This window comes from Pseudomonas sichuanensis, assembly GCF_003231305.1.
GTDB classification, from domain to species: Bacteria; Pseudomonadota; Gammaproteobacteria; order Pseudomonadales; family Pseudomonadaceae; genus Aquipseudomonas; species Aquipseudomonas sichuanensis.
The window spans coordinates 68,793-93,825 of record NZ_QKVM01000004.1 but is presented as its reverse complement, the minus strand read 5'-3'; the positions used below and the strand labels follow the sequence as shown (position 1 = coordinate 93,825).

Sequence of the window (25,033 nt, the reverse complement as noted above, 5' to 3'; positions counted from 1 at the left end):
CCATACCCACCAATCCGACCAGCGGGCTGCCTGGAGGGGAAGTATGGTCAGGGGAAAGAGCAAGGCAGGCACGCAAGTGATGCCGGATCTTGCGGCGCAAACGCCACACCCCACGCCCATGCAAGAGTCTTTTACCGAAACCCCTGGTTTTCCGCGCACAGGCTTTGCCTATCCTAGGCCGCGTCATCCCGCCTGCGATGGACCCATGAACGATTCGCTCCCCAGCCGTTATGCCTGCCTGGCCCTGTGCCTGGTCTTCACCCTTGCCAGCATCCCCTTTCTGATCCAGCACAGCTGGCTGTGGCCATTCACCCTGGTGACCGCGCTGCTCAGCCTGGTCGGCCTCAATGATCTGCGCCAGAGCCACCACGCGGTGCGGCGCAACTACCCGATCCTGGGCAACATCCGCTACCTGATCGAGACCATCCGGCCTGAGATTCGCCAGTACCTGATCGAGGGCGACGACGACAAGCTGCCGTTCTCCCGTGCGCAACGTTCGCTGGTCTATGCCCGGGCCAAGAACGAGAGCGCCGAGAAGGCCTTCGGCACCCTCAATGATGTGTACAAGCCGGGCTTCGAGTTCATCAGCCATTCGATGCTGCCCGTGCCACAGGCAGATCCTGCGTCATTTCGCATTCGCATCGGCGGGCCGCAGTGCACCCAGCCGTATTCGGCGTCGATCTTCAATATCTCGGCCATGAGCTTCGGCGCGCTCAGCGCCAATGCCATTGCCGCGCTGAACAAAGGGGCGCGCCTGGGGCGCTTTGCCCATGACACCGGCGAGGGCAGCATCAGCCCTTATCACCGCGAACACGGCGGCGACCTGATCTGGGAAATTGGCAGCGGCTATTTCGGCTGCCGCACCGAGGACGGGCGCTTCGACCCCGAACGCTTCGCCGAACAGGCGCGCGATGGCCAGGTGAAGATGATCGAGATCAAGCTCAGCCAGGGTGCCAAGCCGGGCCATGGCGGCATCCTGCCGGGGCACAAGGTCAGCGCCGAGATCGCCGCCACCCGGGGGGTGCGCGAGGGCCAGGACTGCATCTCGCCGGCCGCCCACAGCGCCTTCCGCAACCCGGTGGAGCTGCTGCAGTTCGTCGCCAGGCTGCGCGAGCTGTCAGGCGGCAAACCGGTAGGTTTCAAGTTCTGCCTGGGCCATCCGTGGGAATTCATGGGCATTGCCAAGGCCATGCTCGCCACCGGCATCACCCCGGACTTCATCGTCGTCGATGGCAAGGAAGGCGGCACCGGCGCGGCGCCCCGGGAGTTCTCCGACAACATGGGCATGCCGCTGCGTGACGGCCTGATGTTCGTGCACAACACCCTGGTGGGCCTGAACCTGCGCGAACGCGTGCGCATTGGCGCGGCGGGCAAGATCGTCAGCGCGTTCGACATTGCCAGCGTGCTGGCCATCGGCGCCGACTGGGTCAACTCGGCACGCGGCTTCATGTTCGCCATCGGCTGCATCCAGTCGCAAAGCTGCCACACCAACAAGTGCCCCACTGGCGTGGCCACCCAGGACCCGCTGCGCCAGCGTGCGCTGGTGGTGCCGGAGAAAGCCGAGCGGGTTGCGAGTTTTCACCGCAACACCTTGCACGCCCTGGCCGAAATGCTGGCCGCTGCGGGGCTGGATCACCCGTCCGAGCTCAAGCCCAAGCACCTGGCACGGCGCATCAGCCCCAGTGAGATCAGCCTGTTTTCGCAGCTGCACGCGTTCCTCAAACCGGGTGAGTTGCTCAGCGGCTCGATCGATAACGCGTTCTATGCACGGATGTGGCGGATGGCGCGCAGTGACAGCTTTGCGCCGCAGATGGGGGAAGTCGAAGGGGTGCCTGCGGCGAATGCGGCACGCCACAAAGAAACAGCCCCGGCATAGGCCGGGGCTGCTGATGACGCCAGATCAGGATCAGAAGATGCTGATTGGGTACTCGACGAATACGCGAACTTCGTTGCCGTCGTCGTTGTAGCCGTTCTGCTGGACCGCGTTGTTGGTACGCAGGAACGAGCTACGCAGCTTGATCGACAGGTCCTTGGCCGGGCCGTCCTGAACGACGTAGCGCAGCTGGTTGAAGATCTCGCGTTCCTTGCCTTCGCCGAAGCCTTCCGGGTTCTTCAGGTTGCGGGTGTTGATGTTGTCACCCACTACGTAGGCGACCTTGTAGGTCAGGCCCGGCACGCCGAAGGCGCCGAAGTCCAGGCCGTAGCCCAGCTGCCAGGAACGCTCGTCTTCGGCGTTGAAGTCGGACCAGTAGGAGTTGGCCAGGTAGATGGTCGAACCACCGTCGCTGGTACCACCCGCGCTCTGGTAGCCGCCGTAGTTGTAGCCGGTGCTGCCGGTGCTGCGCTGGTGCGCCAGGGTGATCGAGTGCGGGCCGAAGGCGTAGGTGGCCGCCAGGCTCCAGATGGTGTTGGAGTCGCCGTTGAGCTCGGCCGAGCGCACGAACTGCTTGTCGATGCTGGTCTTGTAGCCGTTGAAGTCCAGGGTCACGGACTGGTCATTGGCGATCGGGAAGACGTAGTTCAGGCCCAGGTAGTGCTTCTTCATCACATCTTCGTTGTCTGCGGTGTACAGCGAAGCGGTGAAGTTGTCGGTGAACTTGTAGCTACCACCCAACACGTCGATCGACTTCAGGCCGCCGCTGTCACGCCCTTCGGCGCTCTTGCGGGCTTCCTGGGTGAAGCGGCCGGCGTTCAGCTCCAGGCCCTTGATCTCCTTGGAGGTGATCAGGGTGCCAGTGAAGCTTTCTGGCAGCAGACGGCCATCGTCGTAGTTCAGCACCGGCAGGGCCGGCATCTGGTCACCGTACTTGAGCACGGTGTTGGAGATGCGGAACTTCACTGCAGCGCCGCCGCGGGCCAGGTCATGTGGGCTGCTGGCGTTGCCGTCGGCGTTCTTGGTGTTGTGCGGCTTGAAGAAGTCGACACCACCACCACCGTTGTGGCCTTTGCCGCCGTCCAGACGCACGGCGTACAGGCCGAAGGCATCAACGCCGACACCGACGGTGCCCTGGGTGAAGCCGGAGGAGAAGTTGGCGATGACGCCCTGGCCCCATTCGATCTGGTCGTCGGTGCGATGCTTCTTGTCACGGTTGATGTAAGCGTTGCGCAGAAGGACGTTGGCGTGGCTGTCCTCGATGAAACCTTTGCTGTCGGCCTGCTCGTTGGCCTGTGCCTGGGTCGCGGCGATCATCGCCAGGGCGACCAGGCTGATCCTGGTTTTCAACATTTTATTTTCCTTATTGCTTAATCAAAAACGCTCTGCATGAGAACGCCAGGAACCAACGCCCCTTCGTAGGTTCGACGCTATGCGGATCCAGGCTGAAAGGCCCGCTGATGGTCTGCAACGGGCCTTTCAGCCGCATGGCCAAGTCATGGCCAGCAGGCGTAGAGGCCGAATCCTAGCTGCGCCTGCTTATACATGTCAAAAAATCGTGATTTGCAGGTTGATATAACCAAAAAAAAGGTCTGGAACAGTGCATTTCCACGCACTAATGCCCAGCTTCTGCGCAAATTTGTCTCTTTCAGGTTTTATCGAAAAAACTCGCACAACGGTCATGTAAATGGGCAACGCACACGCGCGCTTGGTACCGGTCGAATCGTTCAGAAAGGACTAGTTACAAAGTGATACAAACGTAAAGACAAGTCTTTACGAATAGGCGAGCAACAGCAAATAGCAAGCATTACCATTCGCGCCCAATTTCTCACTTGCGTAGATGGATGCCTGCAATGCCTGCCCCCTGCCGCCTTTCACCCCTGACCCTGGGCCTTTCGCTGTTGTTCAGCGCAGGCCTGGCGAGTGCCGCCACCACCACCCTGCCGGAAACCGCAGTCACCGCCGACAGCGAGCGCGAAGAGGACAACCCACGGGTACGCGAAGTGAGTACTGCGACCCGTACCTCGACCCCGGTGCGCTATGTGCCCCAGGCCATCGACACGGTGAAGACCAGCAATGTGCTGGACTATGGCAGCAGCACCCTGGGCGAGGCCCTGGAAGGTATCCCCAACGTCAGCAGCGGCGCCGACACGCGTTTCGACAGCGTACGCATACGCGGCTTCGAGGCCAGCAACGACTTCTACCTGGACGGTGTGCGCGACGACAGCCAATACGTGCGCGACCTGCACAACATCGAGCGGGTCGAAGTGCTCAAAGGCCCGGCCGCGGTGCTGTATGGCCGTGGCAGCCAGGGCGGCATCGTCAACCGGGTGAGCAAGGCGCCGGAACATGGCCGCCGCTCGACCATCGAAGCCCAGGGCGGCAGCCAGGACCTGCGCAGCCTTTACGCCGACCTCAGCGCAGACCCCAGCGACACCGTCAGCCTGCGCCTGAACATGGGCAATGAAGACAGCAACAGCTTCCGCCACGGCGTCGATGGCAACCGCCAGCTGTTCGCCCCTTCCATGAGCTGGCAACTGAACCCCGACCTGAACTGGCTGGTGCAGTACGAGTACAGCCGCTACAACCGCACCCCAGACCGCGGCATCCCCGGCAACCCGTTGACCGGGCGCCCGGCGGACGTCAGCCGCAGCGCCACCTATGGCGATACCCAGCGCGACTACATCGACGACCGCGCCCAGACGCTGCGCTCGCGCCTGAACTACCAGCTGAGCGACAACTGGCAACTGCGTCATACCCTGGGCCTGTTCAAGCTCGACAGTGAGTTCGACAACACCTACCAGACCGCCTACAACCCGCGCACCAACCTGGTTACCCGCCAGCGCTGGCAGCAGGACCTGAACACCCGCAACCTGTTCAACAACCTCGAAGCCGAGGGTGATGTCAGCACCTGGGGCCTGGAGCACAAGCTGCTGCTGGGCCTGGAATTCGGCAACCAGCGCCGCGACCCGACGCTGTACAACGCCGCCACTACAGGCCCTGGTGCCCGCCCGGTACCGGCCCTGAACCTCGACAGCCCCAACCGTAACCTGCAGCACAATGGCCGCATGGCGGTGTCGAGCAACAACCACACGGTGGTCGAGAGCCGCGGCATCTACCTGCAGGACCAGATCCGCCTGAACGACCAGTGGCAGATCCTTGCCGGCGTGCGCTTCGACCAGTTCGAGGTGGAAACCACCAACAAACTGCGCAACCTCTCCGAGAAGCAGAACGACAACAGCTTCAGCCCACGCCTGGGCGTGGTCTATACGCCGTGGCGCGACCACTCCTTCTATGCCTCCTGGAGCAAGACCTACTCACCCGTCGGCGGCGGCTTGATCGGCATCACCCCTGGCGCGGCCGGCAACACCAACGAGACCGACCCGGAGCTGACCCGGCAGAAGGAAATCGGGGTCAAGAGCGACTGGTTCGACGAGCGCCTGACTACCACCCTGGCGCTCTACGAACTGGAGCTTTACAACCGCCGCACCCGCGACCCGATCGACCCGAACATCACCCTGATGTCTGGCCTGCAGCGCTCGCGCGGCATCGAGCTGACCGCCACCGGCAATGTGGTCGGCAACTGGTATGTACGCGGCGGCATCGGCCTGCAGGACGCGAAGATCGTCGAGGACAACAATGGCCAGGAAGGCAACCGCATCAACGACGTGGCCCGGCGCAACGCCAGCCTGTTCGTGACCTGGAAGCCGGAGCTGGGCTGGTACGCCGAAACCGGCATGACGCTGGTGGGTGACCGCTACGCCGACAACCAGAACACCGTGATCCTGCCGGGCTATGGCCGTTGGGATGCCCTGGCCGGCTATCGCACCCATGACTGGGACGTGCGCGCGGCGCTGAAGAACATCACCGACAAGACCTACTACGATTCGGCCACCAGCGCGGCGCAGATCCAGTATGGCGATCCGCGAAGCCTGGTGGTGACCGGCAGCTACAGCTTCTGACGCCATCGCTGGCAAGCCAGCTCCCACCCAATGGACTGCTGTCCTCTGTAGGAGCGGCCTTGTGTCGCGATAGGGCTGCAAAGCAGCCCCGCGATTTCTGCTTTGACGCTGAAATCCTGGGGCCGCGCTGCGGCCCTATCGCGACACAAGGCCGCTCCTACAGAGAGCGTGCAAGCCTGTTAGTGGGCCGACTTGCCGGCGATGCGGCCAGCACAAGCGCCACAAACGAAAACGCCACCGCATGTGCGGTGGCGTTTTTCGTTGCGACGGATTGATACCCGGTCAGTGCCACACAGCCAGCAGCGCTTCGAGCTCCGCATCGCTGATCAAGCCCTGCGGATAACGCCCGTTCAGCAGACGTCGTGGGTCGGTCTTCCTGACCCGGATGCATCCATGGTCTCGCAACCACTGCGCCAGTATTTCAAGCGTTTGGTGATTCACTGCCGATGGGGGCATAGCCGACTCACTTGCTGCATTCATTTCTACACGCACTCCCTGGGCCCGTGAGCGGCTAACTTACGTAAGGTTTGTTACAGAACGGCGTGGGCCTATCTCTCTGAAACACAATGAAAAACTAATACAAGAGCTGTGCCATTCGCCGCCACCGAACGTCGCCACAAACAAAAAAGCCCGTCATCGGACGGGCTTTTTCTTGCTGCGTGAATCAGCGCTTGAACGGCGCCGGCTGTTGCTGGGTCAGGCAGTGGATGTTGCCGCCGCCGAGCAGCAGCTCGCGGCCGGGGATCATGACCACTTCGTGATCCGGGAAGACCTTGGCCAGGATCGCTCTGGCCTGCGCATCGGCGGGGTCATCGAAGCTCGGCGCGATGATGCCGCCGTTGACGATCAGGAAGTTCACGTAGGAGCCGGCCAGGCGCACCGACGGGTCACGCTCCTGGCTGCCGACCACCTGGTCGACGCAGGCGCATTCGGCTTCGGTGGCGAACAGCGGGCCAGGGATCGGCATCTTGTGCACCACAAACTCGCGGCCCTTGGCGTCGCGGCTGTTTTTCAGCACATCGTAGGCCGCGTGGCAGCGTGCGTAATTGGGGTCGTTGGAATCATCGGTCCAGGCCAGTAACACTTCGCCTGGGCTGACGTAACAGCAGAAATTGTCGACGTGGCCGTCGGTTTCGTCGTTGTACAGGCCGTCCGGCAGCCAGACGATGGTTTCCACCGCCAGGTGCTCGCGCAGGATGTCTTCGATCTGCTCGCGGGTCAGGTGAGGGTTGCGGTTGCGGTTGAGCAGGCACTCTTCGGTGGTGATCAGGGTGCCTTCGCCATCGACATGGATCGAGCCGCCTTCAAGCACGAAACCTTCGGTGTGGTAACGCTGCACGCGCTCCATTTCCATCACCTTGGCCGCCAGTTCCTCGTCGCGGTTCCACGGTGCGTACAGGCCGCCATCGAAGCCACCCCAGGCGTTGAAGCCCCAGTCCACGCCACGGACTTCACCCTGGTCGTTGATCACGAAGGTCGGGCCGGTGTCACGCACCCAGGCGTCGTCGTTGCTGATCTCGACCACACGGATGTTGGGCACATCGAGCTGGCGCCGGGCGTTCTCGTACTGGCCGGCGGAAACCGCCACGGTGACCGGTTCGAAACGGGCGATGGCCTTGGCCAGGGTCACGTGCGCGGCCTGCGCCGGCTTGCCGCCCAGGCGCCAGTTGTCCGGGCGCTCCGGCCAGACCATCCACACCTGGGTTTGCGGGGCCCATTCGGCGGGCATGTGGAAGCCGTCGGCGCGGGGAGTCGTGTTGAGGGTTTTCATCGATAACCTCTAGGGCAACTGGCGGAAGGGCGGGGCGCGCTGCGCGCACCTCTCGCGACACAAGGCAGCCCCTGCAGGGAGTCGCGTCCCTGTGTAGGAGCGGCCTTGTGCCGCGAAAGGACCGCAAAGCGGTCCCACCGGCTGATGGCGAACATTTATAGCCGATAAATATCTGCTTTCAAAGGTGCAATGAAGACCGATTTCGCATAAAGGATGCTCTCAACCCGATAACAATCGATTTCAAAGCCCTTCGGCGAGGATCCGCTCCACGCTGTCGACAAAGTAGTCCACGCTCGCCCGCGTGGTGCACATCGGTGGCTTGATCTTGAGGATGTTCAGGTAGTCGCCGGTCGGCTGCATGAAGATCCCCAGCTCGCGCAGGCGGTTGCACAGGTGCATGGTCTCCTGCGTGGCCGGCTCCAGCGTCTGCCGGTCGCGCACCAGCTCCAACCCCAGGTAGAAGCCCGAACCATGGGCGGCACCCGCCAGCGGATACTTATCGACAAGCGCCTGCAACCGCGCCTTGAAATGCCGCCCCACGTCACGGGCGTTGTCCCATAGCCCTTCGTCACGCATCACGTCCAGCACCGCCATGCCGATGCGGCAGCTGACCGGGCTGCCGCCGGCCGAGGAGAAGAAGTAACCCTCGGCTTCCAGCGCCTCGGCGATCTCGCGGCGGGTGATCACCGCCCCCAGCGGCTGGCCGTTGCCCATGCCCTTGGCCATGGTGATGATGTCCGGCACCACGCCCTGCTCCTCGAAGCCCCAGAAATATTCGCCCAGGCGCCCATAGCCGACCTGCACCTCGTCGGCGATGCACACCCCGCCACGCTGGCGCACCTTGGCGTAGGCCTCGCGCAGATAGCCGGCCGGCAGCGAGATGCCGCCGGCGTTACCGTACACCGGCTCGCAGATCATGCCCGCCAGCTGGCGGCCACGGGCATCGAGGTCGGCGAGCTTGGCATCGACATCGCGCAGGTAGTCAGCCGCGCTGTCGGCACCGCGGTAACGGCCACGGAAGGTGTTCGGCGCCTCCACCGGGTGCACCCAGTCCGGGCGAGTTTGCAGGGCCTGGGGGTTGTCGGCGATGGAGGTGGAGATCGCATCCGTTGCCACCGACCAGCCGTGGTAGGCCTCCAGCACGCTGAGCAGGTCGCGCCCGCCGCTGTAGGCCCAGGCCAGGCGGATCGCCAGGTCGTTGGCCTCGGTGCCGCTGTTGACCAGGAACACCCGGTCGAAGCCTTCCGGCGCCACTTCCAGCAAGCGCTCGGAGAATTCGGCAATGGCCGCGTAGTGGAAGCGCGAGTTGGTGTTGAGCAACGACCATTGGCGCGCCGACTCGGCGACCATGCGCGGGTGGCCATGGCCGAGCACCGCGACGTTGTTGAGCATGTCCAGGTACGAGCGGCCCTGCATGTCGATCAGGTAGTTGCGCCAGCCGCGTTCGATATGCGGCGGCTGCTCGTAATAGTGCTTCTGCGAGCGGGCGAAGCTGGCATCGCGGCGGGCCAGCAGCGCCTGCGCGTCGGCCAGGGGCTCGGCGGCGCAATCAAAGCCCAGCAGCGCCGAAGGCGAAGGGCACAGGGCCAGCCAGGCAGCGGCAGCACTGGGCGTGGCGAAAAACGGCGGCACGGCCTGGCCATCGAGGCACAGCTGCACACTGAGGAAGCCACAGGTGGCGCCCAGCGCCTGGCCCCTGGCAAGCACCTGGCCGTCGGCCGGGGCCTCTTCCAGGCCGTTGAGCCACAGGTTCCAGTGCGCGGTGCGCAGGCAGCCGCGGTTGTCGCCGGCACGCTGCCATACGCCCTCGGCAGGTGCCTGCAGCAGGCTGCCGGGCATCAGCTGCAGCTCTACACCCAGGGCACAGGTGGCGGGCTCCTCGGGGCGGTCGATGTGGGTTTGCGACAGCCGGTACTGGCCGTGCAGGCTGCAGGCCGGCGCAGGCTGGGTGGCCAGCAGGCGCTGGTCGAAGCCTGGTTGCTCCCAGTTGCCGGCCTCGCAGTGCGGGCTGAGCACACCGAGGTCGACTCGGGTGATCGCCTGCCCTGCAAGCGCTGGCAGCAACGGCAGGCAACCGCTGAAGTCGGCGCTGGCGGGCCGCTTGCCGGCAGCCTGCAGGATTGCCACTTCCATCAGCGCGGCGGGCACCGCGCAGGCGGTGTCGAAGATTTCCCACTCATGGGCGATGTTGTCGCGGGTGTACTGATTGAGTGGGTCGATCGCCAACTGCTGCTCGCTGCTGAGCACCAGCACGGCGGCGCGCAGCTGCACCAGCGGCCAGAGCGCCTGTAATTCGGCCGTTTCAAGCGGGTTGGCGGCCTGGTAGGCGGCCACCGCCGGCAAGATGCGCAGCGGGTCGCCTTCGGCGTGGTGCAGCAGCGCCGAACAGGTCACCGACAGGTCGGCGATGCGCCAGCTGCGCAGCAGGTCACCGAAATCGATCACCCCCTGCACTTGCCACTCCCGTTGCCCGTCACGCGCCCACACCACGTTGTCGTCGGTGATGTCCAGGTGCACGGCCTGGGTCGGCAGTTGCCCGACCAGCGGCGCCAGCCTGTCTGCGGCCTGGCGGGCCAGACCCGCGACCTGCTGGCGGCGTGCCGGGTCAGTGAGGACCGGCAGCAGGTGCTCGACCAGTGCCTGGGCATGCCGCGGGTCCCACTGCAAGGTGCGCTCCAGCCCCGGATGCTCGAAACCTGCCAGCGCCCGGTCGACCTGCGCGCACAGCCTGCCCAGCTCAGCCACCACCGACAACGGCAGGTGCTTGAGGCGGGTCAGCGGCTGGCCTTCGATATAACTGAGCAGCCGCACCCGCAGGGGTTGGCCATCGACCTCAAGCGCCAGCAGCGCCTCACCGGCAAGCGACGGCTGCACCTGCGGCACCGGCACGCCACGCTCGCGCAAGTACGCCAGGGCGGCGTGCTGGGCCTGCAATTCGGCTTCGGCGTAGCTGCCGTGGCAGGCCTTGAGCACATAGCGCCCCTGGCCAGTGTCGAGGCAAAAATTCACATCCTGTTGGCTACCCAGTGCCTGCAACTCGCCCCGCAGGTCATAATGCGAGCGCAGCAGGGCATGGGCCTGGGCTTCACCGAGTGAAGGGCTGGGCTGGCTCGAACGCTGGATCAGGGTGCTCAGGGGCATGCGGGGGACCTCGGTTTTTTTGCCGCTTATATCGCCACTACTGTTGCCGTTATTCAAGAGGCAGCTCGCACCAGGCGACGGACATCGTTCGCCAGCACGATTTACGACGAGCGGCCACAAACAAACCAGCTAGGCTTTTCGCCAAAGCCCTCAGCAAAGGCCATTGCACATGCGCATTCTCGTCACCGGCGGTGCCGGCTTCATCGGCTCGGCCCTGATCCGCCACCTGATCGGCAGCACCGAGCATGAGGTGCTCAACCTCGACAAGCTGACCTACGCGGGCAATCTGGAATCGCTGCAGCCCATCGCCAGCAACAGCCGCTACGAGTTCGTCCAGGCCGACATCGCCGACCAGGCAACGGTCGCCGAGGTTCTGCAACGCTTCGAGCCCCAGGCGATCATGCACCTGGCGGCCGAGTCCCACGTGGACCGCTCCATCGATGGCCCGGCGGCCTTCATCCAGACCAATATCGTCGGCACCTATGCCCTGCTCGAAGCCACCCGCGCCTGGTGGTCGCGGCTGCCGGCGGCGCAGCGCGAAGCCTTCCGCTTCCACCATATCTCCACCGATGAGGTGTATGGCGACCTGCATGGCGTCGACGACCTGTTCACCGAAACCACGCCCTATGCGCCCAGCTCGCCCTATTCGGCGAGCAAGGCGGCGTCCGACCATCTGGTCCGCGCCTGGCAGCGCACCTATGGGCTGCCGGTGCTGCTGACCAATTGCTCGAACAACTACGGGCCCTACCACTTCCCGGAAAAGCTGATCCCGCTGATGATCCTCAACGCCCTGGCCGGCAAACCGCTGCCGGTGTATGGCAACGGCCAGCAGGTGCGCGACTGGCTGTACGTCGAGGACCACGCCCGGGCGCTGCTCAAGGTGGTGAGCACAGGCCAGGTCGGCGAGACCTACAACATCGGCGGGCATAACGAGCAGAAGAACATCGACGTGGTGCTCCAACTGTGCAAGCTGCTTGAAGAGCTGGCCCCCGAACGACGCCCGGCCGGCATCGCGCATTACAAAGACCTGATCACCTACGTGCAGGACCGCCCCGGCCACGACCTGCGCTATGCCATCGACGCCAGCAAGATCGAGCGCGAGCTGGGCTGGGTCCCCGAAGAAACCTTCGCAAGCGGTCTGCGCAAGACCGTGCAGTGGTACCTGAACAACCTCGAATGGTGCCGCCGTGTACAGGACGGCAGCTATCAAGGTGAGCGCCTGGGCAACTCCAACATCAAGGACTTGATCGCATGACCAAAGGTATCGTTCTGGCCGGTGGCTCCGGCACCCGTCTGCACCCCATCACCCTCGGTGTCTCCAAGCAGCTGCTGCCGATCTACGACAAACCGATGATCTACTACCCGGTCTCGGTGCTGATGCTCGCCGGGATCCGCGACATCCTGCTGATTTCCACCCCCCAGGACCTGCCGCAGTACAAGAACCTGTTCGGCGACGGCCAGCAGTTCGGCCTCAACATCAGCTACGCCGAACAGCCCTCGCCGGACGGGCTGGCCCAGGCCTTCCTGATCGGCGAGCAGTTCATTGGCGATGACTCGGTGTGCCTGATCCTGGGCGACAACATCTTCCACGGGCAGAGCTTCACCGAACAGCTGCAACGCGCCGTGAAACATGAGTCGGGGGCCACCGTGTTCGGCTACTGGGTCAAGGACCCCGAGCGCTTCGGTGTGGTCGAGTTCGATGAGCAGGGCAATGCCCTGTCGATCGAGGAAAAGCCACTGCAGCCCAAGTCCAGCTATGCCGTGACCGGCCTGTATTTCTACGACAACGATGTGGTGCGCATCGCCAAGGATGTACGCCCTTCGGCACGCGGTGAGCTGGAAATCACCGACATCACCAACGCCTACCTCAAACGCGGCGACCTGCGCGTGGAGCGTTTCGGCCGCGGCTTTGCCTGGCTCGACACCGGCACCCATGAAAGCCTGCTGGACGCCTCGCAGTACGTGCAGACCATCGAGAACCGCCAGGGGCTGAAAGTGGCCTGCCTGGAAGAGATCGCCTTCAACCAGGGCTGGATCAGCCGCGAAGACTTGCTGGCCAAGGCCGAAAAACTGAAAAAGACCGGATACGGTCAATACCTGGGCAAACTGGCCAAAGAATCTGCATGAACATCATTGCTACCGACATACCCGACGTACTGCTCATCGAACCCAAGGTGTTCGGTGACGACCGGGGTTTTTTCTTCGAAAGCTTCAACGCCCGGGTGTTCGCCGAACTGACCGGGTTCACGGGCGACTTCGTCCAGGACAACCACTCGCGCTCAGCGCACAACGTGCTGCGCGGCCTGCACTACCAGGTGCAGAACACCCAGGGCAAGCTGGTGCGGGTGGTCCACGGCGAAGTGCTGGACGTGGCGGTGGACGTGCGCCGCAGCTCCAAAACCTGTGGCCAGTGGGTGGCGGCGCGCCTGTCCGCCGAAAACCGTCGCCAGTTGTGGATCCCGCCCGGCTTCGCCCATGGCTTCGTGGTGCTGAGCGAGTCGGCCGAGTTCCTGTACAAGACCACCGACTACTACAACCCCGGTGCCGAGCACTGCATCCGCTGGGATGACCCGGACCTGAACATCGACTGGCAGTTGCAGGGGGTAGCGCCGAAGCTTTCCGACAAGGACAAGCTGGGCAAACGCTTCAGCGAACTGAGCAAGGCAGGGAGCCTGCTGCCATGAAAGTGCTCGTCTGCGGCCGCAATGGCCAGGTGGCCCAGGCACTGCAAGGCGCGCTGGCCGGCCTGGGCGAAGTCCACCTGCTGGGCCGCGAGCAGCTCGACCTTGCCCACCCGCAGCAGTTGCGCGCGCCGCTGCGCGAGCTGCGGCCCGACCTGGTCATCAACGCCGCAGCCTACACCGCCGTGGACCAGGCCGAAAGCGAGCCGCAACTGGCCTTCGCCATCAACGCCGAAGCCCCCCGGGTACTCGCCGAAGAGGCCGCGCGCCTGGGCGTGCCGCTGATCCACTACTCCACCGACTATGTCTTCGATGGCAGCAAGGCGGCGCCCTATGACGAGGACGATGCACCGCACCCGCTGGGCGTCTATGGCCACAGCAAGCTGGCCGGCGAACAGGCCATTGCGGCAGTCGGCGGCGAGCACCTGATCCTGCGCACCAGCTGGGTCTACTCGCGGCATGGGCGCAACTTCCTGCTGACCATGCAGCGCCTGCTGCAGGAACGCCCGCAATTGAAGGTGGTGAACGACCAGGTCGGCGCCCCCACCTGGGCCGGCACCATCGCTGCCAGCACCCGCGCCCTGATCGAACGCTGGCAACAGGGCCAGGCCGGCGCCTGGGGCACCTACCACCTGACCGCACAAGGCGAAACGTCGTGGTTCGGCTTTGCCCAGGCCATCGCTGAACGGCTCAAGGCACAAGGCCTGCCTTGCGCCGAACTGCTGCCGATCGCGTCGAGCGAATACCCCACACCCGCGCAAAGGCCGCTCAACTCGCGCCTGGACTGCTCGCGCCTGGCGCGCGAATGGCAGGTTACGCAGCCGCACTGGCATCAAGCGCTGATCGACTGCCTTAACTAGCGCATAATTGCGCCAGACTCTCCTGGCGCCCTTTACCGATGATTCCCAAACCCACGCCGCCTCGCCGCCCCCGCTGGCGCAGCCTCGCCCTGCTGGCGCTGTGCCTGACCCCACTGCTGTGGCCTCTGCATCATCTGGCCGAGCGCTACTACCAGGAAGAACTGGCCTCGCAGAACCGCCAGACCCTCGACCTCTACGTCGCCAACCTGCTCGGCACCCTGCACCGCTACGAGACCCTACCGCAGATCCTCGGCGAACTGCCGGCCCTGCGCGGCGTGCTGGCCGACCCGTTCAAGCTCGAGGCGGTGACCAACGCCAACCGCCTGCTCAAGCACATCACCCAGCAGACCGGTGCCGAAGTGATGTACCTGATGGATGTCAGCGGCAACACCCTGGCCGCCTCCAACTGGGACAAGCAGGACAGCTTCGTCGGCCGCAACTTCTCGTTCCGGCCGTACTTCATCGAAGCCATGGACGGCCACCTGGGGCGCTTCTTCGGCCAGGGCACCACATCGGCCAAGCGCGGCTATTTCTTCGCCGCCGCCGTGCACGACCGTGAGCGGGTGATCGGCGTGCTGGTGGTCAAGGTCGACCTCGACCACACCGAAACCCTCTGGGGCCGTACCCCCGAGCAGCTGCTGCTGACCGACCAGAACGGCGTGGTAGTGCTCACCTCACGCCCGGACTGGCGCTTTCGCGCCACCCGTGAACTGACCGAGGCCGAGCGCCAGGCAATCATCGCCATCCAGCCGTACCCGACCCAGGCGCCGCAACCGTTGAGCCTGAACCACGACGCCTGGCTCACGCAGACCCGCGACATCAAGGAAACCGGCTGGCAGGTGAGCATTCTCGCCCCGCGCACCCTGGTCGACCGCTCGGTGCAGACGGTCATGGCCATCGGCGCCGGTGCGCTGCTGGTGACCATGCTGCTGGCTGGCCTGGTTATGCAGCGCCGCCGCCATTACATCGACCGCATCGACTTCGAAGCCCGCGCCCGCCATGAGCTGGAAAACCGCGTGGTGGAGCGCACCGCCGACCTCGAAGGCCTCAACACCCGGCTCAAAAGCGCCGTGCTGGAGCGCGAGAACGCCCAGCAGGAGCTGGTGCGCGCCCAGGACGAGCTGGTCCAGGCCGGCAAGCTGTCGGTGCTCGGCACCATGTCGGCGAGCATCAGCCACGAACTCAACCAGCCGCTGGCGGCGATCCGCAGCTACGCCGAAAACGCCGAGATCCTGCTCGACCACCAGCGTTCCGAGGACGTGCGCGGCAACCTCAAGCTGATCGGCGAACTGACCGGGCGCATGGCCTCGATCATCGCCCACCTGCGCGCCTTTGCCCGCCGCGACCGTCACGCCCCGGAAAGCGTGGCCCTGCAGCCGGCGCTGGACGACGCCCTGGCGCTGCTGGCCAAGCGCCGCCGGGCCATGGCCGTGGAGCTGGTGCGTGACCTGCCGGAGGCCACCCTGTGGGTGCAGGCCGGTGAAACCCGCCTGCGCCAGGTGCTGGGCAACCTGCTGGCCAATGCCCTGGACGCGCTCACCGAAAAGGCCAACCCGCGCAAGCTGTGGCTAAGTGCCGAGCGCCAGGACGATTGCGTCTACCTGTACATTCGCGACAACGGCCCAGGCTTCAGCCGCCAGGCCCTGGAGCACGCCAAAGAGCCCTTCTTCACCACCAAGACCCGCACCCAGGGCCTGGGGCTGGGGCTGGCCATCTGCGAAAGCCTGATGCGCGCCCTGGGCGGCGAGCTGCTGCTGGCCAACCACCCGGAAGGCGGCGCCCTGCTGACCCTGCAACTGCGCGTGGCCACGCCCGGCGCCAACCTGCAATCTTCGGAGGACACCTCGGCATGACCACCGAGACACTGATCGACAGCCACGCCCAGGTGATCCTGGTCGATGACGACCCGCACCTGCGCCAGGCGCTGAGCCAGACCCTCGACCTTGCCGGGCTCAAGGTCGTGGCCCTGGCCGATGCCCAGGGCCTGGCCGCGCGCATCGAGGCCGACTGGCCGGGCGTGGTGGTCAGCGACATCCGCATGCCCGGCATCGATGGCCTGCAACTGTTGGAGCAACTGCACGCCCGTGACAGCGAGCTGCCCGTGCTGCTGATCACCGGCCACGGCGATGTGCCGCTGGCGGTGCAGGCGATGCGTGCCGGGGCCTATGACTTCCTTGAAAAGCCCTTTGCCACCGACGCCCTGCTCGACAGCGTGCGCCGTGCCCTGGCCCTGCGCCGGCTGGTGCTGGACAACCGTAGCCTGCGCCTGGCGCTGAGCGACCGCCAGCAACTGGCCACGCGCCTGGTCGGCCTGTCGCCGGCCATGCTGCGCCTGCGCGAGCAGATCGGCGCCCTCGCCGGCACCCGCGCCGACGTGCTCATCCTTGGCGAAACCGGCGCAGGCAAGGAGGTGGTGGCGCGTGCCCTGCACGACCTGTCGAGCCGCCGCGACGGCCCGTTCGTGGCGATCAACGCCGGCGCCCTGGCCGAATCGGTGGTCGAGAGCGAGCTGTTCGGCCATGAGCCAGGGGCGTTCACCGGCGCGCAGAAGCGCCGCATCGGCAAGTTCGAATTCGCCAACGGCGGCACGCTGTTCCTCGACGAGATCGAGAGCATGAGCCTGGATGTGCAGGTCAAGCTGCTGCGCCTGTTGCAGGAGCGAGTGGTCGAGCGCCTGGGCGGTAACCAGCTGATCCCGCTGGACATCCGCATCATCGCCGCAACCAAGGAAGACCTGCGCCAAGCCGCCGACCAGGGCCGCTTCCGTGCCGACCTGTATTACCGCCTGAACGTCGCGCCGCTGCGCATCCCGGCCCTGCGCGAGCGTGGCGACGACATCCTGGTGCTGTTCCAGCATTTCGCCGATGCCGCCAGCGAACGCCACGGCTTGGCGCCCCACAGCCTGCAACCCGCCCAGCGCGCCATGCTGCTGCGCCACGAATGGCCGGGCAACGTGCGCGAACTGCAGAACGCTGCCGAGCGCTTCGCCCTGGGCCTTGAACTGGCCCTCGACGGGCAACCGCCAGCCACCACCAACGACGTTCACCGGCCCGTGCCGAGCGGCAACCTCAGCGAACAGGTCGAGCAGTTCGAACGCTCGCTGATCGCCGCCGAACTGGCCCAGCCACACAGCTCCATGCGCAGCCTTGCCGAAGCCCTCGGCATCCCGCGCAAGACCCTGCACGACAAGCTGCGCAAGCATGGCATGAGTTTCGACGGCGCCAGCGGCGGGCACGACGACCATGAGGACAACCGTCAATGAGCACCGACAGCCAGTACCTGCAAGCCGTCCTGCACGGCGACATTCCCCTGACCCGCGAGATGGGCATGGCCGTCATCGACTGGCAAGGCCACTGCCTGCGCCTGCAGCTGCCGCTGGCCCCCAACGTCAACCACAAGAGCACCATGTTCGGCGGCAGCCTGTATTGCGGCGCGGTACTGGTGGGTTGGGGCTGGCTGCACCTGCGCTTGCGTGAGCTGGGCATCGATGACGGGCACATCGTCATCCAGGAGGGGCAGATCAGTTATCCACTGCCGGTGACCGGTACCGCCGTGGCGCGTTGCCCGGCGCCGGACGAGAAAGCCTGGGAACGGTTCCTGACGATGTACCAGCGCCGCGGGCGGGCGCGGTTGACGTTGGAGACGGTGGTGAGCAATGAGGGCAGTGACGAGCCTGCGGTGAGGTTCAGCGGCCAGTACGTGCTGCACCGCTGAGAAGCTGATCAACGTGGGAGCGGGCTTGCCCCGCGATGAGGCCAGTCAGGACAACTGAGTGGCCTGCTATTGCCTCATCGCGGGGCAAGCCCGCTCCCACGTGCGTCACACTTTGGGGTCAGCTGAGGACATGCATAGTTCAACTAACGCCTGCCGCCAATCGGCAGCCTTGGGCAACGCCAGGAAAAACGGGTTGAGCAACGACTCCCGTGGCGGGTAACGAAACGCCTGACCATCCAGGCCGATCACCTCGCCCCCGGCCCCCTCCAGCACGCCCTGCGCGGCAGCGGTGTCCCACTGCGAGGTCGGCGCCAGCCGCGGATAGCAGTCGGCAGCGCCTTCGGCGAGCAGGCAGAACTTCAACGAGCTGCCGATATTGGCCAGTTCCAGCTCGCCCACAGCGCTGGTCAGGCCAGCCAGCAGCGCTTCCTGCTCGGGGCTGGAATGCCGGCGGCTGGCGACCACGGTGAAACGGCCATCCTGTGGCGGCGCGTTGCGCACCTGGATCGCCTGCGCCTCGGCATCGCGCTCGGCACGCCAGGCCCCCAGCTCGCGACCGCCGAAGTAACAACGGCCATTGGTCGGCATCGCCACCACACCAAACACCACCTCGCCCTGCTCGATCAGCGCAATGTTGACGGTGAACTCTTCGCTGCCAGCGATGAATTCCTTGGTACCGTCCAGCGGGTCGACCAACCACCAGCGCTGCCAGGCGGCGCGGGTCTGCAGCGGGATATCACAGTCTTCCTCGGACAAGACCGGGATCTGCGGCGCCAGCGCTTGCAGGCCATCGGCAATGATCCGGTGCGCCGCCAGGTCGGCAGCGGTCACCGGCGAGTCGTCGGCCTTGGTGGTGACGGCCACGTCTGCGCGCCAGAACGGCAGGATGGCCTCGCCGGCCAACTGGGCGAGCTTCACCACGTGCTGCATCAGTTGAACATCGTTCATGCGCTCAGCACCCCACGCTGGATCAGCAGGTCACGCGCCAGGTACAACGCCGCCAGGGCCCGGCCTTCGCTGAACTGCGGGTGCATGGCCAGCGCCGACAGCTCGCGCAGGTTGACCTTGTCGACCCGCATCGGCTCCGGCTCATCACCCTCCAGCCGCTCTTCGTACAGGTCGGTGGCCAGCACCACCTGGATCTTCTGGCTCATGTAGCCGGGCGACAACGACAGTTCGGTCAGGTGCTCCAGCTGGCGTGCGCCGAAACCGGCCTCTTCCTTGAGCTCGCGGTCGGCGGCGGCCAGCACGTCCTCACCCGGCTCGATCAGGCCTTTGGGCAGGGACAGTTCGTATTCATCGGTGCCGCCGCAATATTCCTCGACCAGCACTGCGTGTTCGGCATCGAGCATGGCCACGATCATCACCGCGCCATAACCATTGCCCCGGCCGACCAGTCGCTCATAGGTGCGTTCGGTGCCGTTGGAAAAGCGCAACTGCACGGCTTCGACGCGGAACAGGCGGCTGCTGGCGACGATCTCGCGGCTGAGGACGGTGGGTTTCTGGCGCATGGGGCGGCTCCTTGGCGTGAACGGGTTACTATACCGTGGCTTGCTACCTGATCGAGAGTTTCCCATGCCCGTTCTCCCCTGGTCCGCCATCGATACTGTCCTGTTGGACATGGACGGCACCCTGCTCGACCTGCACTACGACAACCGCTTCTGGCTGCAGCACCTGCCCCAACGCTACGCCGAGCTGCATGGCGTGAGCCGGGCGATGGCCGAAATGGAGCTGCAGCCGCTGTTCGAACAGCATGCCGGGACGCTGAACTGGTACTGCCTGGACTTCTGGAGCCGCGAGCTGCGCCTGCCGATCCGCGAGCTGAAGCAGGAGATCGCCGACCTGATCGCCTTGAAACCGGATGCCGACACCTTCCTCGCCGCCATCCGCAAGGCCGGCAAGCGGGTGGTGATGATCACCAATGCGCACCGTGACTCGCTGTCGCTGAAACTGGAGCGGGTGGAGCTGGCGCCGTATTTCGAACGGCTGATCAGCTCGCATGACTACGGGTATCCGAAGGAGAGCCCGCAGTTCTGGGACGCGTTGCAGGCGGACATCGGTTTTGAACCGGCGCGCAGCCTGTTCATCGATGACACCCTGGCGATTCTGCGCAGTGCTCGGCGATTTGGGGTGGGGCACCTGCTGGCGGTGCGCCAGCCGGATAGCCGGGCGGAACCTCGGGATACCCACGAGTTCGCGGCGGTCGAGGATTACCGGGAGTTGTTGAAAGGACTGTAGGCCCTATCGCGGAGCAAGCCCGCTCCCACGCAGACTCACGTGGGAGCGGGCTTGCCCCGCGATGAGGTCAGTCGGGAATACGCAATACCTGCCCCGGATAGATCTTGTCCGGGTGCTTGAGCATCGGTTTGTTGGCCTCGAAGATCTTGTTGTACTGGTTGGCGTTGCCATACACCTTCAAGGCGATGGCACTGAGCGTGTCGCCCTTCACCACGGTGACGAACACCGCCGCCTGAGCAATCGGCCCGGTGACGGTGATCTGGTCGTCCACCGCAGCCACACCGGCAATGTTGCCGGCCGCCAGGATGATCTTCTCCTTCTCTTCCTGGCTGCTCACCTCGCCCTTGAGGATGACCTTGTCTCCCTCTACAGTGGCCGAGATGTTCGGGTTGCCCAGGCCAACGCTTTCGACGTGTTTCTTCAACTGCTCCTCGGCATTGGCATTGCCCGGGGTCAGCAGGTCGATCAACTTCTCACCGGCTTCCTTCACGAAACTGAACAGGCTCATGTGGCGCTCCTTTGAGGGTGAATCCGTGGAAGCAGGAGTCTAGGCCAGGATCCTGCCCTGCGCCCCTGTGCGACCAATCGACGTGGTCTATCACGGCATAGACGCTAGCGATTAGACGCCACCTGCCCGGCGGCCTAGGCTTGTGGCATCAAACTGCCGCCGGTATTCGCCCCGATGAACAGCAAGCCTCCGGTCTGCGCGGCGCCTTCGTCATTCGATCTGCCCGCCGCCAGCAACACCTACGACTACCTCGAGCTCACCGATGCTGCGCGTGCCAGCACACCGCTGGCCGAGGAAGTAGCACTGGCCATCGTCTACAACGGCCTCAACCAGGCGGTGATGCTGGTCAGCCCCACCGACCTTGAGGACTTCGCGATCGGTTTCAGCGTCGGCAGCGGCATCGTCAGCGGTACTGACGAAATCTATGACGTGAAGCTCTCCGGCAGCGGCTCGGCCTTGTATGCCGACCTGGAAATCTCCAGCCGTGCCTTCTGGGAGCTGAAGAACCAGCGCCGCCAGATGGCCGGCACCAGCGGCTGCGGCCTGTGCGGTGTCGAAGCCTTGGAGCAGGCGCTGCCCGAACTGAAGGTACTGCCCGGAGCCCCCTTGCTCCCGGCCCATTGGCTCAAGGACCTGCGCCAGCGCATCGATGCCTTCCAGCCCCTTGGCCAGCACTGCGGCGCCGTGCACGCAGCGCTGTTCATGGACCGCGACGGCCAACTGCTGCTGGGCCGCGAGGACATCGGCCGGCACAACGCCCTGGACAAGCTGATCGGCGCCCTGCTGCGCCAGCGCATCGACACCACGGGTGGCCTGGCCATCGTCACCAGCCGTTGCAGCCTGGAACTGATCCAGAAGGTGCTGCGCGCCGGCATCCAGACCCTGGTCAGCCTCTCGGCGCCCACGGGCCTTGCCCTGCAATGGGCACGCAAGCACAACCTCAACCTTATCCACCTGCCCAAACACAGCGCACCGCGGGTATTCAGCCCAGCGGCGGAGTAGTAACAGCCGTGACCTCGTACGAAAAACTCCCGGACAACGCCCCCGCCTCTTCCCCTCGCTACAAGCCATACCCCGGCCCCGCCGGTGGCTGGGGCGCGCTGCGCAGCGTGGCCAAGGCCTGGGTCGGCAGCGACAACGCCCTGAAAAACCTGCGCGCCCTGCTCAAGACCAACCAGAACGGCGGCTTCGACTGCCCCGGTTGCGCCTGGGGCGACTCGCCCGAAAGCGGCATGGTCAAGTTCTGCGAGAACGGCGCCAAGGCGGTCAACTGGGAAGCTACCAAGCGCCGTGTCGATGCGGCTTTCTTCGCCCGCTACAGCGTCAGCGCGCTGCGCCAGCAAAGCGACTACTGGCTTGAATACCAGGGCCGGCTGACCGAACCGATGGTCTACGACCCGATCACCGACCGCTACCGGCCGATCGAATGGGACGCGGCCTTCGCCTTGATCGCCCGCCACCTGAACAACCTGGCCAGCCCCGACCAAGCCGAGTTCTATACCTCCGGCCGGGCCAGCAACGAGGCCGCGTACCTCTACCAGCTGTTCGTGCGCGCCTATGGCACCAACAATTTCCCCGACTGCTCGAACATGTGCCACGAGGCCAGCGGCGTTGCCCTGAGCCAGAGCGTTGGCGTGGGCAAGGGCACGGTCACCTACGACGACTTCGAACACGCCGACGCGATCTTCGTCTGGGGCCAGAATCCCGGCACCAACCACCCACGCATGCTCGACCCGTTGCGTGACGCAGTGAAGCGCGGCGCCCAGGTGGTGTGCGTCAACCCGCTCAAAGAGCGAGGCCTGGAACGCTTCCAGCACCCGCAGAACCCGCTGGAGATGCTGACCAACAGCGATCGCCCGACCAACACCGCGTTTTTCCGCCCGGCCCTGGGCGGCGACATGGCACTGCTGCGCGGCATGGCCAAGTTCCTGCTGCAGTGGGAGCGCGAGGCGCAGGCCAAGGGCGAACCGGCGATCTTCGACCACGCCTTCATCGCCGAGCACGGCCATGGCGTGGACGAGTACCTGGCGGTGGTGGATGCCACGCCCTGGGAGCAGATCGAGGCGCAGTCCGGCCTTGCCATGAGCGACATCGAACTGTCGGCGCGCATGTACTGCAAAGGCAAACGGGTGATCATGTGCTGGGCCATGGGCATCACCCAGCACCGCCACTCGGTGCCGACCATCCAGGAAATCGTCAACCTGATGCTGCTGCGCGGCAACCTCGGCGCACCCGGCGCAGGCCTGTGCCCGGTACGCGGCCACAGCAACGTGCAGGGTGACCGCACCATGGGCATCAACGAGCGCCCGCCGGTGTTCCTGCTCGACGCCCTCGAAAAGCGCTTCGGCTTCAGCGTGCCGCGCCACAACGGCCATAACACCGTCGAGGCGATCCACGCCATGCTCGAAGGCCGGGCCAAGGTGTTCATCGGGTTGGGCGGCAACTTCGCCCAGGCCACCCCGGACACCGAACGCACCGCCCAGGCCCTGCGCAATTGCGAGTTGACCGTGCAGATAAGCACCAAGCTCAACCGCAGCCACCTGGTCCACGGCAAGCAGGCGCTGATCCTGCCGTGCCTGGGCCGTACCGATATCGACCTGCAAAGCGATGGGCCGCAGGCGGTCACGGTGGAGGACTCGTTCAGCATGGTCCATGCCTCCAACGGCCAGCTCAAGCCGCTGTCCAGGCAGATGCGCTCCGAACCCGCCGTGGTCGCCGGCATCGCCGCCGCCACCTTGGGCAAGCAGCCGGTGGACTGGCACTGGCTGGTGGCCGATTACGACCGCATCCGCGCGCTGATCGCCGACACCATCCCAGGTTTTGCCGACTTCAATGAGCGCCTGCGCCTGCCGGGCGGTTTCTACCTGGGCAACAGCGCCGCCAGCCGCCAGTGGAAAACCGCCACCGGGCGCGCCAACTTCAAGGCCAACCTGCTGCCCGACAGCCTGCTCGACGAGCGGGTGCGTGCCAGTGGCCAGCTGCCGGACCTGATCATGCAGTCGATGCGCTCGCACGATCAGTACAACACCACCATCTATGGCATGGACGACCGCTACCGCGGCGTGCGCGGCCAGCGCGACGTGCTGTTCGTCAACGAAGCCGACATCGTCCGCCTGGGCTTCCAGCCGGGGCAAAAGGTCGACATCGTGTCGCTGTGGGGGGATGAGCATGTACGCCGGGTGCAGGGTTTCACCCTGCTGGCGTTCGACATTCCTGCCGGGCAAGCGGCGGCCTATTACCCCGAGGTGAACCCGCTGGTGCCGCTGGAGAGCATTGGCGACGGCAGCCATACACCAACCTCCAAGTTCATTGCCATCAAGCTTGAGCGGGCGAGGGACGACGGGCGGATCATCTGAATTCGCAGATGCTGAGTGGGAGCGGGCTTGCCCCGCGATAGGGCCTGCCGCCGAAACGGGGTTGCCAGGTAGGGCCTATCGCGGGGCAAGCCCGCTCCCACGTCGCACTCTGCGCAGCCTCTCTTCACCCAGGCGTCGCCCACAAAAAAAGCCCTGTCCGCAATGGATCAGGGCTTTGTCATAAAAGCCTCAGACCACCGAAAATCGAGAAAGTTTCATACATAATTCAATAACTTAGAGAATTGTGTACAACTCGTGCTACTCGTCGGATTTCCATTGCCAGCCGCTTCGCCGGGCCTCAAATTCCGCCTCGTCATCCCTTTGAGGCTCTCTTGATGAAGAAGTACTCCTCGATTCTGTTGTTGTCTTTCAGCTTGCTCAGCGGCGTGGCCATGGCAGGCGGCACCACCGAGGCCGGCATTGGCGGCGCATTGGGTGGGGTACTGGGCTCCGTGGTGGGCAACTCCATCGGTGGTAGCACCGGCGGCGCCATCGGTGCCGGCCTGGGCGGCGCTGCCGGCGGTGCCCTGGGTGCCGACAAGCGCCAGCGTGGCGAAGCGGCCATCGGCGGCGCGCTGGGCGCAGCGGGCGGCAACGTGGTCGGTCGCTCCATGGGCGGCACCACCGGCAGCTACATCGGTGCGGCAGCCGGCGGCGGCGCCGGTGGCGCGCTGGGCAACTACATGGGCAACAAGGCCGACGAAGACGAGCGCCGCGATTCGCGTCGCTATCGCCGCGACTACGATGATCGCCGTTACTACGACCGCGGCCACCACTACGGCCACCGCAAGCACAAGCGCCACTGGCGCGACTGATCGCCAGGCTTAAGCCTTGCGCCTAGGCCCCGCCCTCATCGGCGGGGCCTTTTCGTTTGCGCCAATGCCCGAGGATTAGGGGCCGCCCCGATATGGAGGCAAGTTGCCACTAGC

Annotated in this window: 20 protein-coding genes; 13 read left to right on the top strand and 7 right to left on the bottom strand. The window is 65.1% G+C overall.

Going from position 1 to position 25,033, the window contains the following annotated elements; genetic code table 11:
* Nucleotides 1–205: 205 nt before the first annotated feature.
* Nucleotides 206–1,876, top strand: coding sequence for an FMN-binding glutamate synthase family protein (locus tag DM373_RS03385; protein WP_110992222.1), 1,671 nt, complete (start codon nucleotides 206–208; stop codon nucleotides 1,874–1,876).
* A 30-nt stretch (nucleotides 1,877–1,906) separates the two neighbouring features.
* Here DM373_RS03385 and DM373_RS03380 read toward each other — a convergent pair whose 3' ends face one another.
* Entirely contained in the window at nucleotides 1,907–3,226 is a 1,320-nt protein-coding gene (locus DM373_RS03380) for an OprD family porin (RefSeq protein ID WP_110992221.1), read from the bottom strand.
* A gap of 500 nt (nucleotides 3,227–3,726) precedes the next feature.
* Between DM373_RS03380 and DM373_RS03375 the strand changes: the two genes are divergently transcribed.
* A complete protein-coding gene (locus DM373_RS03375) occupies nucleotides 3,727–5,835 on the top strand; it encodes a TonB-dependent receptor (RefSeq protein ID WP_110992220.1) in 2,109 nt (702 codons plus the stop codon).
* Nucleotides 5,836–6,117: 282 nt separating this feature from the next.
* On the opposite strand, the gene DM373_RS29150 is transcribed toward DM373_RS03375, so the two are convergent.
* The 3 genes from DM373_RS29150 to DM373_RS03360 all read right to left on the bottom strand — a co-directional run bounded on the left by DM373_RS29150 (nucleotide 6,118) and on the right by DM373_RS03360 (nucleotide 10,747).
* Nucleotides 6,118–6,315 carry a hypothetical protein gene (locus DM373_RS29150; RefSeq protein WP_110992219.1) on the bottom strand — a complete coding sequence of 66 codons (198 nt, stop codon included), beginning with the start codon at nucleotides 6,313–6,315 and terminating at the stop codon, nucleotides 6,118–6,120.
* Between the two features lie 184 nt (nucleotides 6,316–6,499).
* Nucleotides 6,500–7,606, bottom strand: coding sequence for an agmatine deiminase (gene aguA / locus DM373_RS03365; protein WP_110992218.1), 1,107 nt, complete (start codon nucleotides 7,604–7,606; stop codon nucleotides 6,500–6,502).
* A 240-nt stretch (nucleotides 7,607–7,846) separates the two neighbouring features.
* A complete protein-coding gene (locus DM373_RS03360; protein ID WP_110992217.1) occupies nucleotides 7,847–10,747 on the bottom strand; it encodes an aminotransferase in 2,901 nt (966 codons plus the stop codon).
* Between the two features lie 169 nt (nucleotides 10,748–10,916).
* Here DM373_RS03360 and rfbB point away from each other — a divergent pair, with 169 nt between their 5' ends.
* From rfbB to DM373_RS03325, 7 genes are read left to right on the top strand one after another with little or no spacing between them, the layout of a single operon-like run.
* Nucleotides 10,917–12,002: a dTDP-glucose 4,6-dehydratase gene (gene rfbB, locus DM373_RS03355; RefSeq protein ID WP_110992216.1), complete on the top strand. Its 1,086-nt coding sequence runs from the start codon at nucleotides 10,917–10,919 to the stop codon at nucleotides 12,000–12,002.
* Nucleotides 11,999–12,874, top strand: coding sequence for a glucose-1-phosphate thymidylyltransferase RfbA (rfbA, locus tag DM373_RS03350; protein ID WP_110992215.1), 876 nt, complete (start codon nucleotides 11,999–12,001; stop codon nucleotides 12,872–12,874). Before rfbB ends, rfbA begins: the two co-directional genes overlap by 4 nt.
* Nucleotides 12,871–13,431 (top strand): dTDP-4-dehydrorhamnose 3,5-epimerase, encoded by a 561-nt coding sequence (gene rfbC / locus DM373_RS03345; protein ID WP_110992214.1) that lies wholly within the window; start codon nucleotides 12,871–12,873, stop codon nucleotides 13,429–13,431. The genes rfbA and rfbC overlap by 4 nt, the downstream gene beginning before the upstream one ends.
* Nucleotides 13,428–14,288, top strand: coding sequence for a dTDP-4-dehydrorhamnose reductase (gene rfbD / locus DM373_RS03340; protein WP_110992213.1), 861 nt, complete (start codon nucleotides 13,428–13,430; stop codon nucleotides 14,286–14,288). Before rfbC ends, rfbD begins: the two co-directional genes overlap by 4 nt.
* A 38-nt stretch (nucleotides 14,289–14,326) precedes the next feature.
* A complete protein-coding gene (locus DM373_RS03335; protein ID WP_110992212.1) occupies nucleotides 14,327–16,141 on the top strand; it encodes a sensor histidine kinase in 1,815 nt (604 codons plus the stop codon).
* Entirely contained in the window at nucleotides 16,138–17,550 is a 1,413-nt protein-coding gene (locus DM373_RS03330; protein ID WP_110992211.1) for a sigma-54-dependent transcriptional regulator, read from the top strand. Before DM373_RS03335 ends, DM373_RS03330 begins: the two co-directional genes overlap by 4 nt.
* Entirely contained in the window at nucleotides 17,547–18,002 is a 456-nt protein-coding gene (locus tag DM373_RS03325) for a thioesterase domain-containing protein (RefSeq protein ID WP_110992210.1), read from the top strand. Before DM373_RS03330 ends, DM373_RS03325 begins: the two co-directional genes overlap by 4 nt.
* Nucleotides 18,003–18,107: 105 nt before the next feature.
* Here the strand turns inward: DM373_RS03325 and cysQ are convergent, their stop codons facing one another.
* Both cysQ and nudE read right to left on the bottom strand, forming a co-directional pair.
* A complete protein-coding gene (gene cysQ, locus DM373_RS03320; RefSeq protein WP_110992209.1) occupies nucleotides 18,108–18,950 on the bottom strand; it encodes a 3'(2'),5'-bisphosphate nucleotidase CysQ in 843 nt (280 codons plus the stop codon).
* Complete coding sequence (nudE, locus tag DM373_RS03315; RefSeq protein ID WP_110992208.1) at nucleotides 18,947–19,513, bottom strand: ADP compounds hydrolase NudE; 567 nt, start codon at nucleotides 19,511–19,513, stop codon at nucleotides 18,947–18,949. Before nudE ends, cysQ begins: the two co-directional genes overlap by 4 nt.
* Before the next feature lie 64 nt (nucleotides 19,514–19,577).
* On the opposite strand from nudE, the gene yrfG reads away from it, so the two are divergent.
* On the top strand, nucleotides 19,578–20,240 hold the full coding sequence (yrfG, locus tag DM373_RS03310; RefSeq protein ID WP_110992207.1) for a GMP/IMP nucleotidase: 663 nt from the start codon (nucleotides 19,578–19,580) through the stop codon (nucleotides 20,238–20,240).
* Between the two features lie 67 nt (nucleotides 20,241–20,307).
* Here yrfG and lysM read toward each other — a convergent pair whose 3' ends face one another.
* Nucleotides 20,308–20,748, bottom strand: coding sequence for a peptidoglycan-binding protein LysM (gene lysM, locus DM373_RS03305; protein WP_110992206.1), 441 nt, complete (start codon nucleotides 20,746–20,748; stop codon nucleotides 20,308–20,310).
* 174 nt (nucleotides 20,749–20,922) lie between these two features.
* Between lysM and fdhD the strand changes: the two genes are divergently transcribed.
* The 3 genes from fdhD (at nucleotide 20,923) to DM373_RS03290 (ending at nucleotide 24,919) form a co-directional block, all read left to right on the top strand.
* Complete coding sequence (gene fdhD / locus DM373_RS03300) at nucleotides 20,923–21,750, top strand: formate dehydrogenase accessory sulfurtransferase FdhD (RefSeq protein WP_110992205.1); 828 nt, start codon at nucleotides 20,923–20,925, stop codon at nucleotides 21,748–21,750.
* An 8-nt stretch (nucleotides 21,751–21,758) separates the two neighbouring features.
* Complete coding sequence (locus DM373_RS03295) at nucleotides 21,759–24,104, top strand: FdhF/YdeP family oxidoreductase (RefSeq protein WP_110992204.1); 2,346 nt, start codon at nucleotides 21,759–21,761, stop codon at nucleotides 24,102–24,104.
* Between the two features lie 335 nt (nucleotides 24,105–24,439).
* Nucleotides 24,440–24,919 (top strand): glycine zipper domain-containing protein, encoded by a 480-nt coding sequence (locus DM373_RS03290; RefSeq protein ID WP_110992203.1) that lies wholly within the window; start codon nucleotides 24,440–24,442, stop codon nucleotides 24,917–24,919.
* Nucleotides 24,920–25,033: the final 114 nt, after the last annotated feature.

Coding starts and splice junctions, on each gene's coding strand:
- DM373_RS03385 (WP_110992222.1), top strand. CDS start 206: ATGAACGATTCGCTCCCCAGCCGTTATGCCTGCCTGGCCCTGTGCCTG.
- DM373_RS03380 (WP_110992221.1), bottom strand. CDS start 3,226: ATGTTGAAAACCAGGATCAGCCTGGTCGCCCTGGCGATGATCGCCGCG.
- DM373_RS03375 (WP_110992220.1), top strand. CDS start 3,727: ATGCCTGCCCCCTGCCGCCTTTCACCCCTGACCCTGGGCCTTTCGCTG.
- DM373_RS29150 (WP_110992219.1), bottom strand. CDS start 6,315: ATGAATGCAGCAAGTGAGTCGGCTATGCCCCCATCGGCAGTGAATCAC.
- aguA (WP_110992218.1), bottom strand. CDS start 7,606: ATGAAAACCCTCAACACGACTCCCCGCGCCGACGGCTTCCACATGCCC.
- DM373_RS03360 (WP_110992217.1), bottom strand. CDS start 10,747: ATGCCCCTGAGCACCCTGATCCAGCGTTCGAGCCAGCCCAGCCCTTCA.
- rfbB (WP_110992216.1), top strand. CDS start 10,917: ATGCGCATTCTCGTCACCGGCGGTGCCGGCTTCATCGGCTCGGCCCTG.
- rfbA (WP_110992215.1), top strand. CDS start 11,999: ATGACCAAAGGTATCGTTCTGGCCGGTGGCTCCGGCACCCGTCTGCAC.
- rfbC (WP_110992214.1), top strand. CDS start 12,871: ATGAACATCATTGCTACCGACATACCCGACGTACTGCTCATCGAACCC.
- rfbD (WP_110992213.1), top strand. CDS start 13,428: ATGAAAGTGCTCGTCTGCGGCCGCAATGGCCAGGTGGCCCAGGCACTG.
- DM373_RS03335 (WP_110992212.1), top strand. CDS start 14,327: ATGATTCCCAAACCCACGCCGCCTCGCCGCCCCCGCTGGCGCAGCCTC.
- DM373_RS03330 (WP_110992211.1), top strand. CDS start 16,138: ATGACCACCGAGACACTGATCGACAGCCACGCCCAGGTGATCCTGGTC.
- DM373_RS03325 (WP_110992210.1), top strand. CDS start 17,547: ATGAGCACCGACAGCCAGTACCTGCAAGCCGTCCTGCACGGCGACATT.
- cysQ (WP_110992209.1), bottom strand. CDS start 18,950: ATGAACGATGTTCAACTGATGCAGCACGTGGTGAAGCTCGCCCAGTTG.
- nudE (WP_110992208.1), bottom strand. CDS start 19,513: ATGCGCCAGAAACCCACCGTCCTCAGCCGCGAGATCGTCGCCAGCAGC.
- yrfG (WP_110992207.1), top strand. CDS start 19,578: ATGCCCGTTCTCCCCTGGTCCGCCATCGATACTGTCCTGTTGGACATG.
- lysM (WP_110992206.1), bottom strand. CDS start 20,748: ATGAGCCTGTTCAGTTTCGTGAAGGAAGCCGGTGAGAAGTTGATCGAC.
- fdhD (WP_110992205.1), top strand. CDS start 20,923: ATGAACAGCAAGCCTCCGGTCTGCGCGGCGCCTTCGTCATTCGATCTG.
- DM373_RS03290 (WP_110992203.1), top strand. CDS start 24,440: ATGAAGAAGTACTCCTCGATTCTGTTGTTGTCTTTCAGCTTGCTCAGC.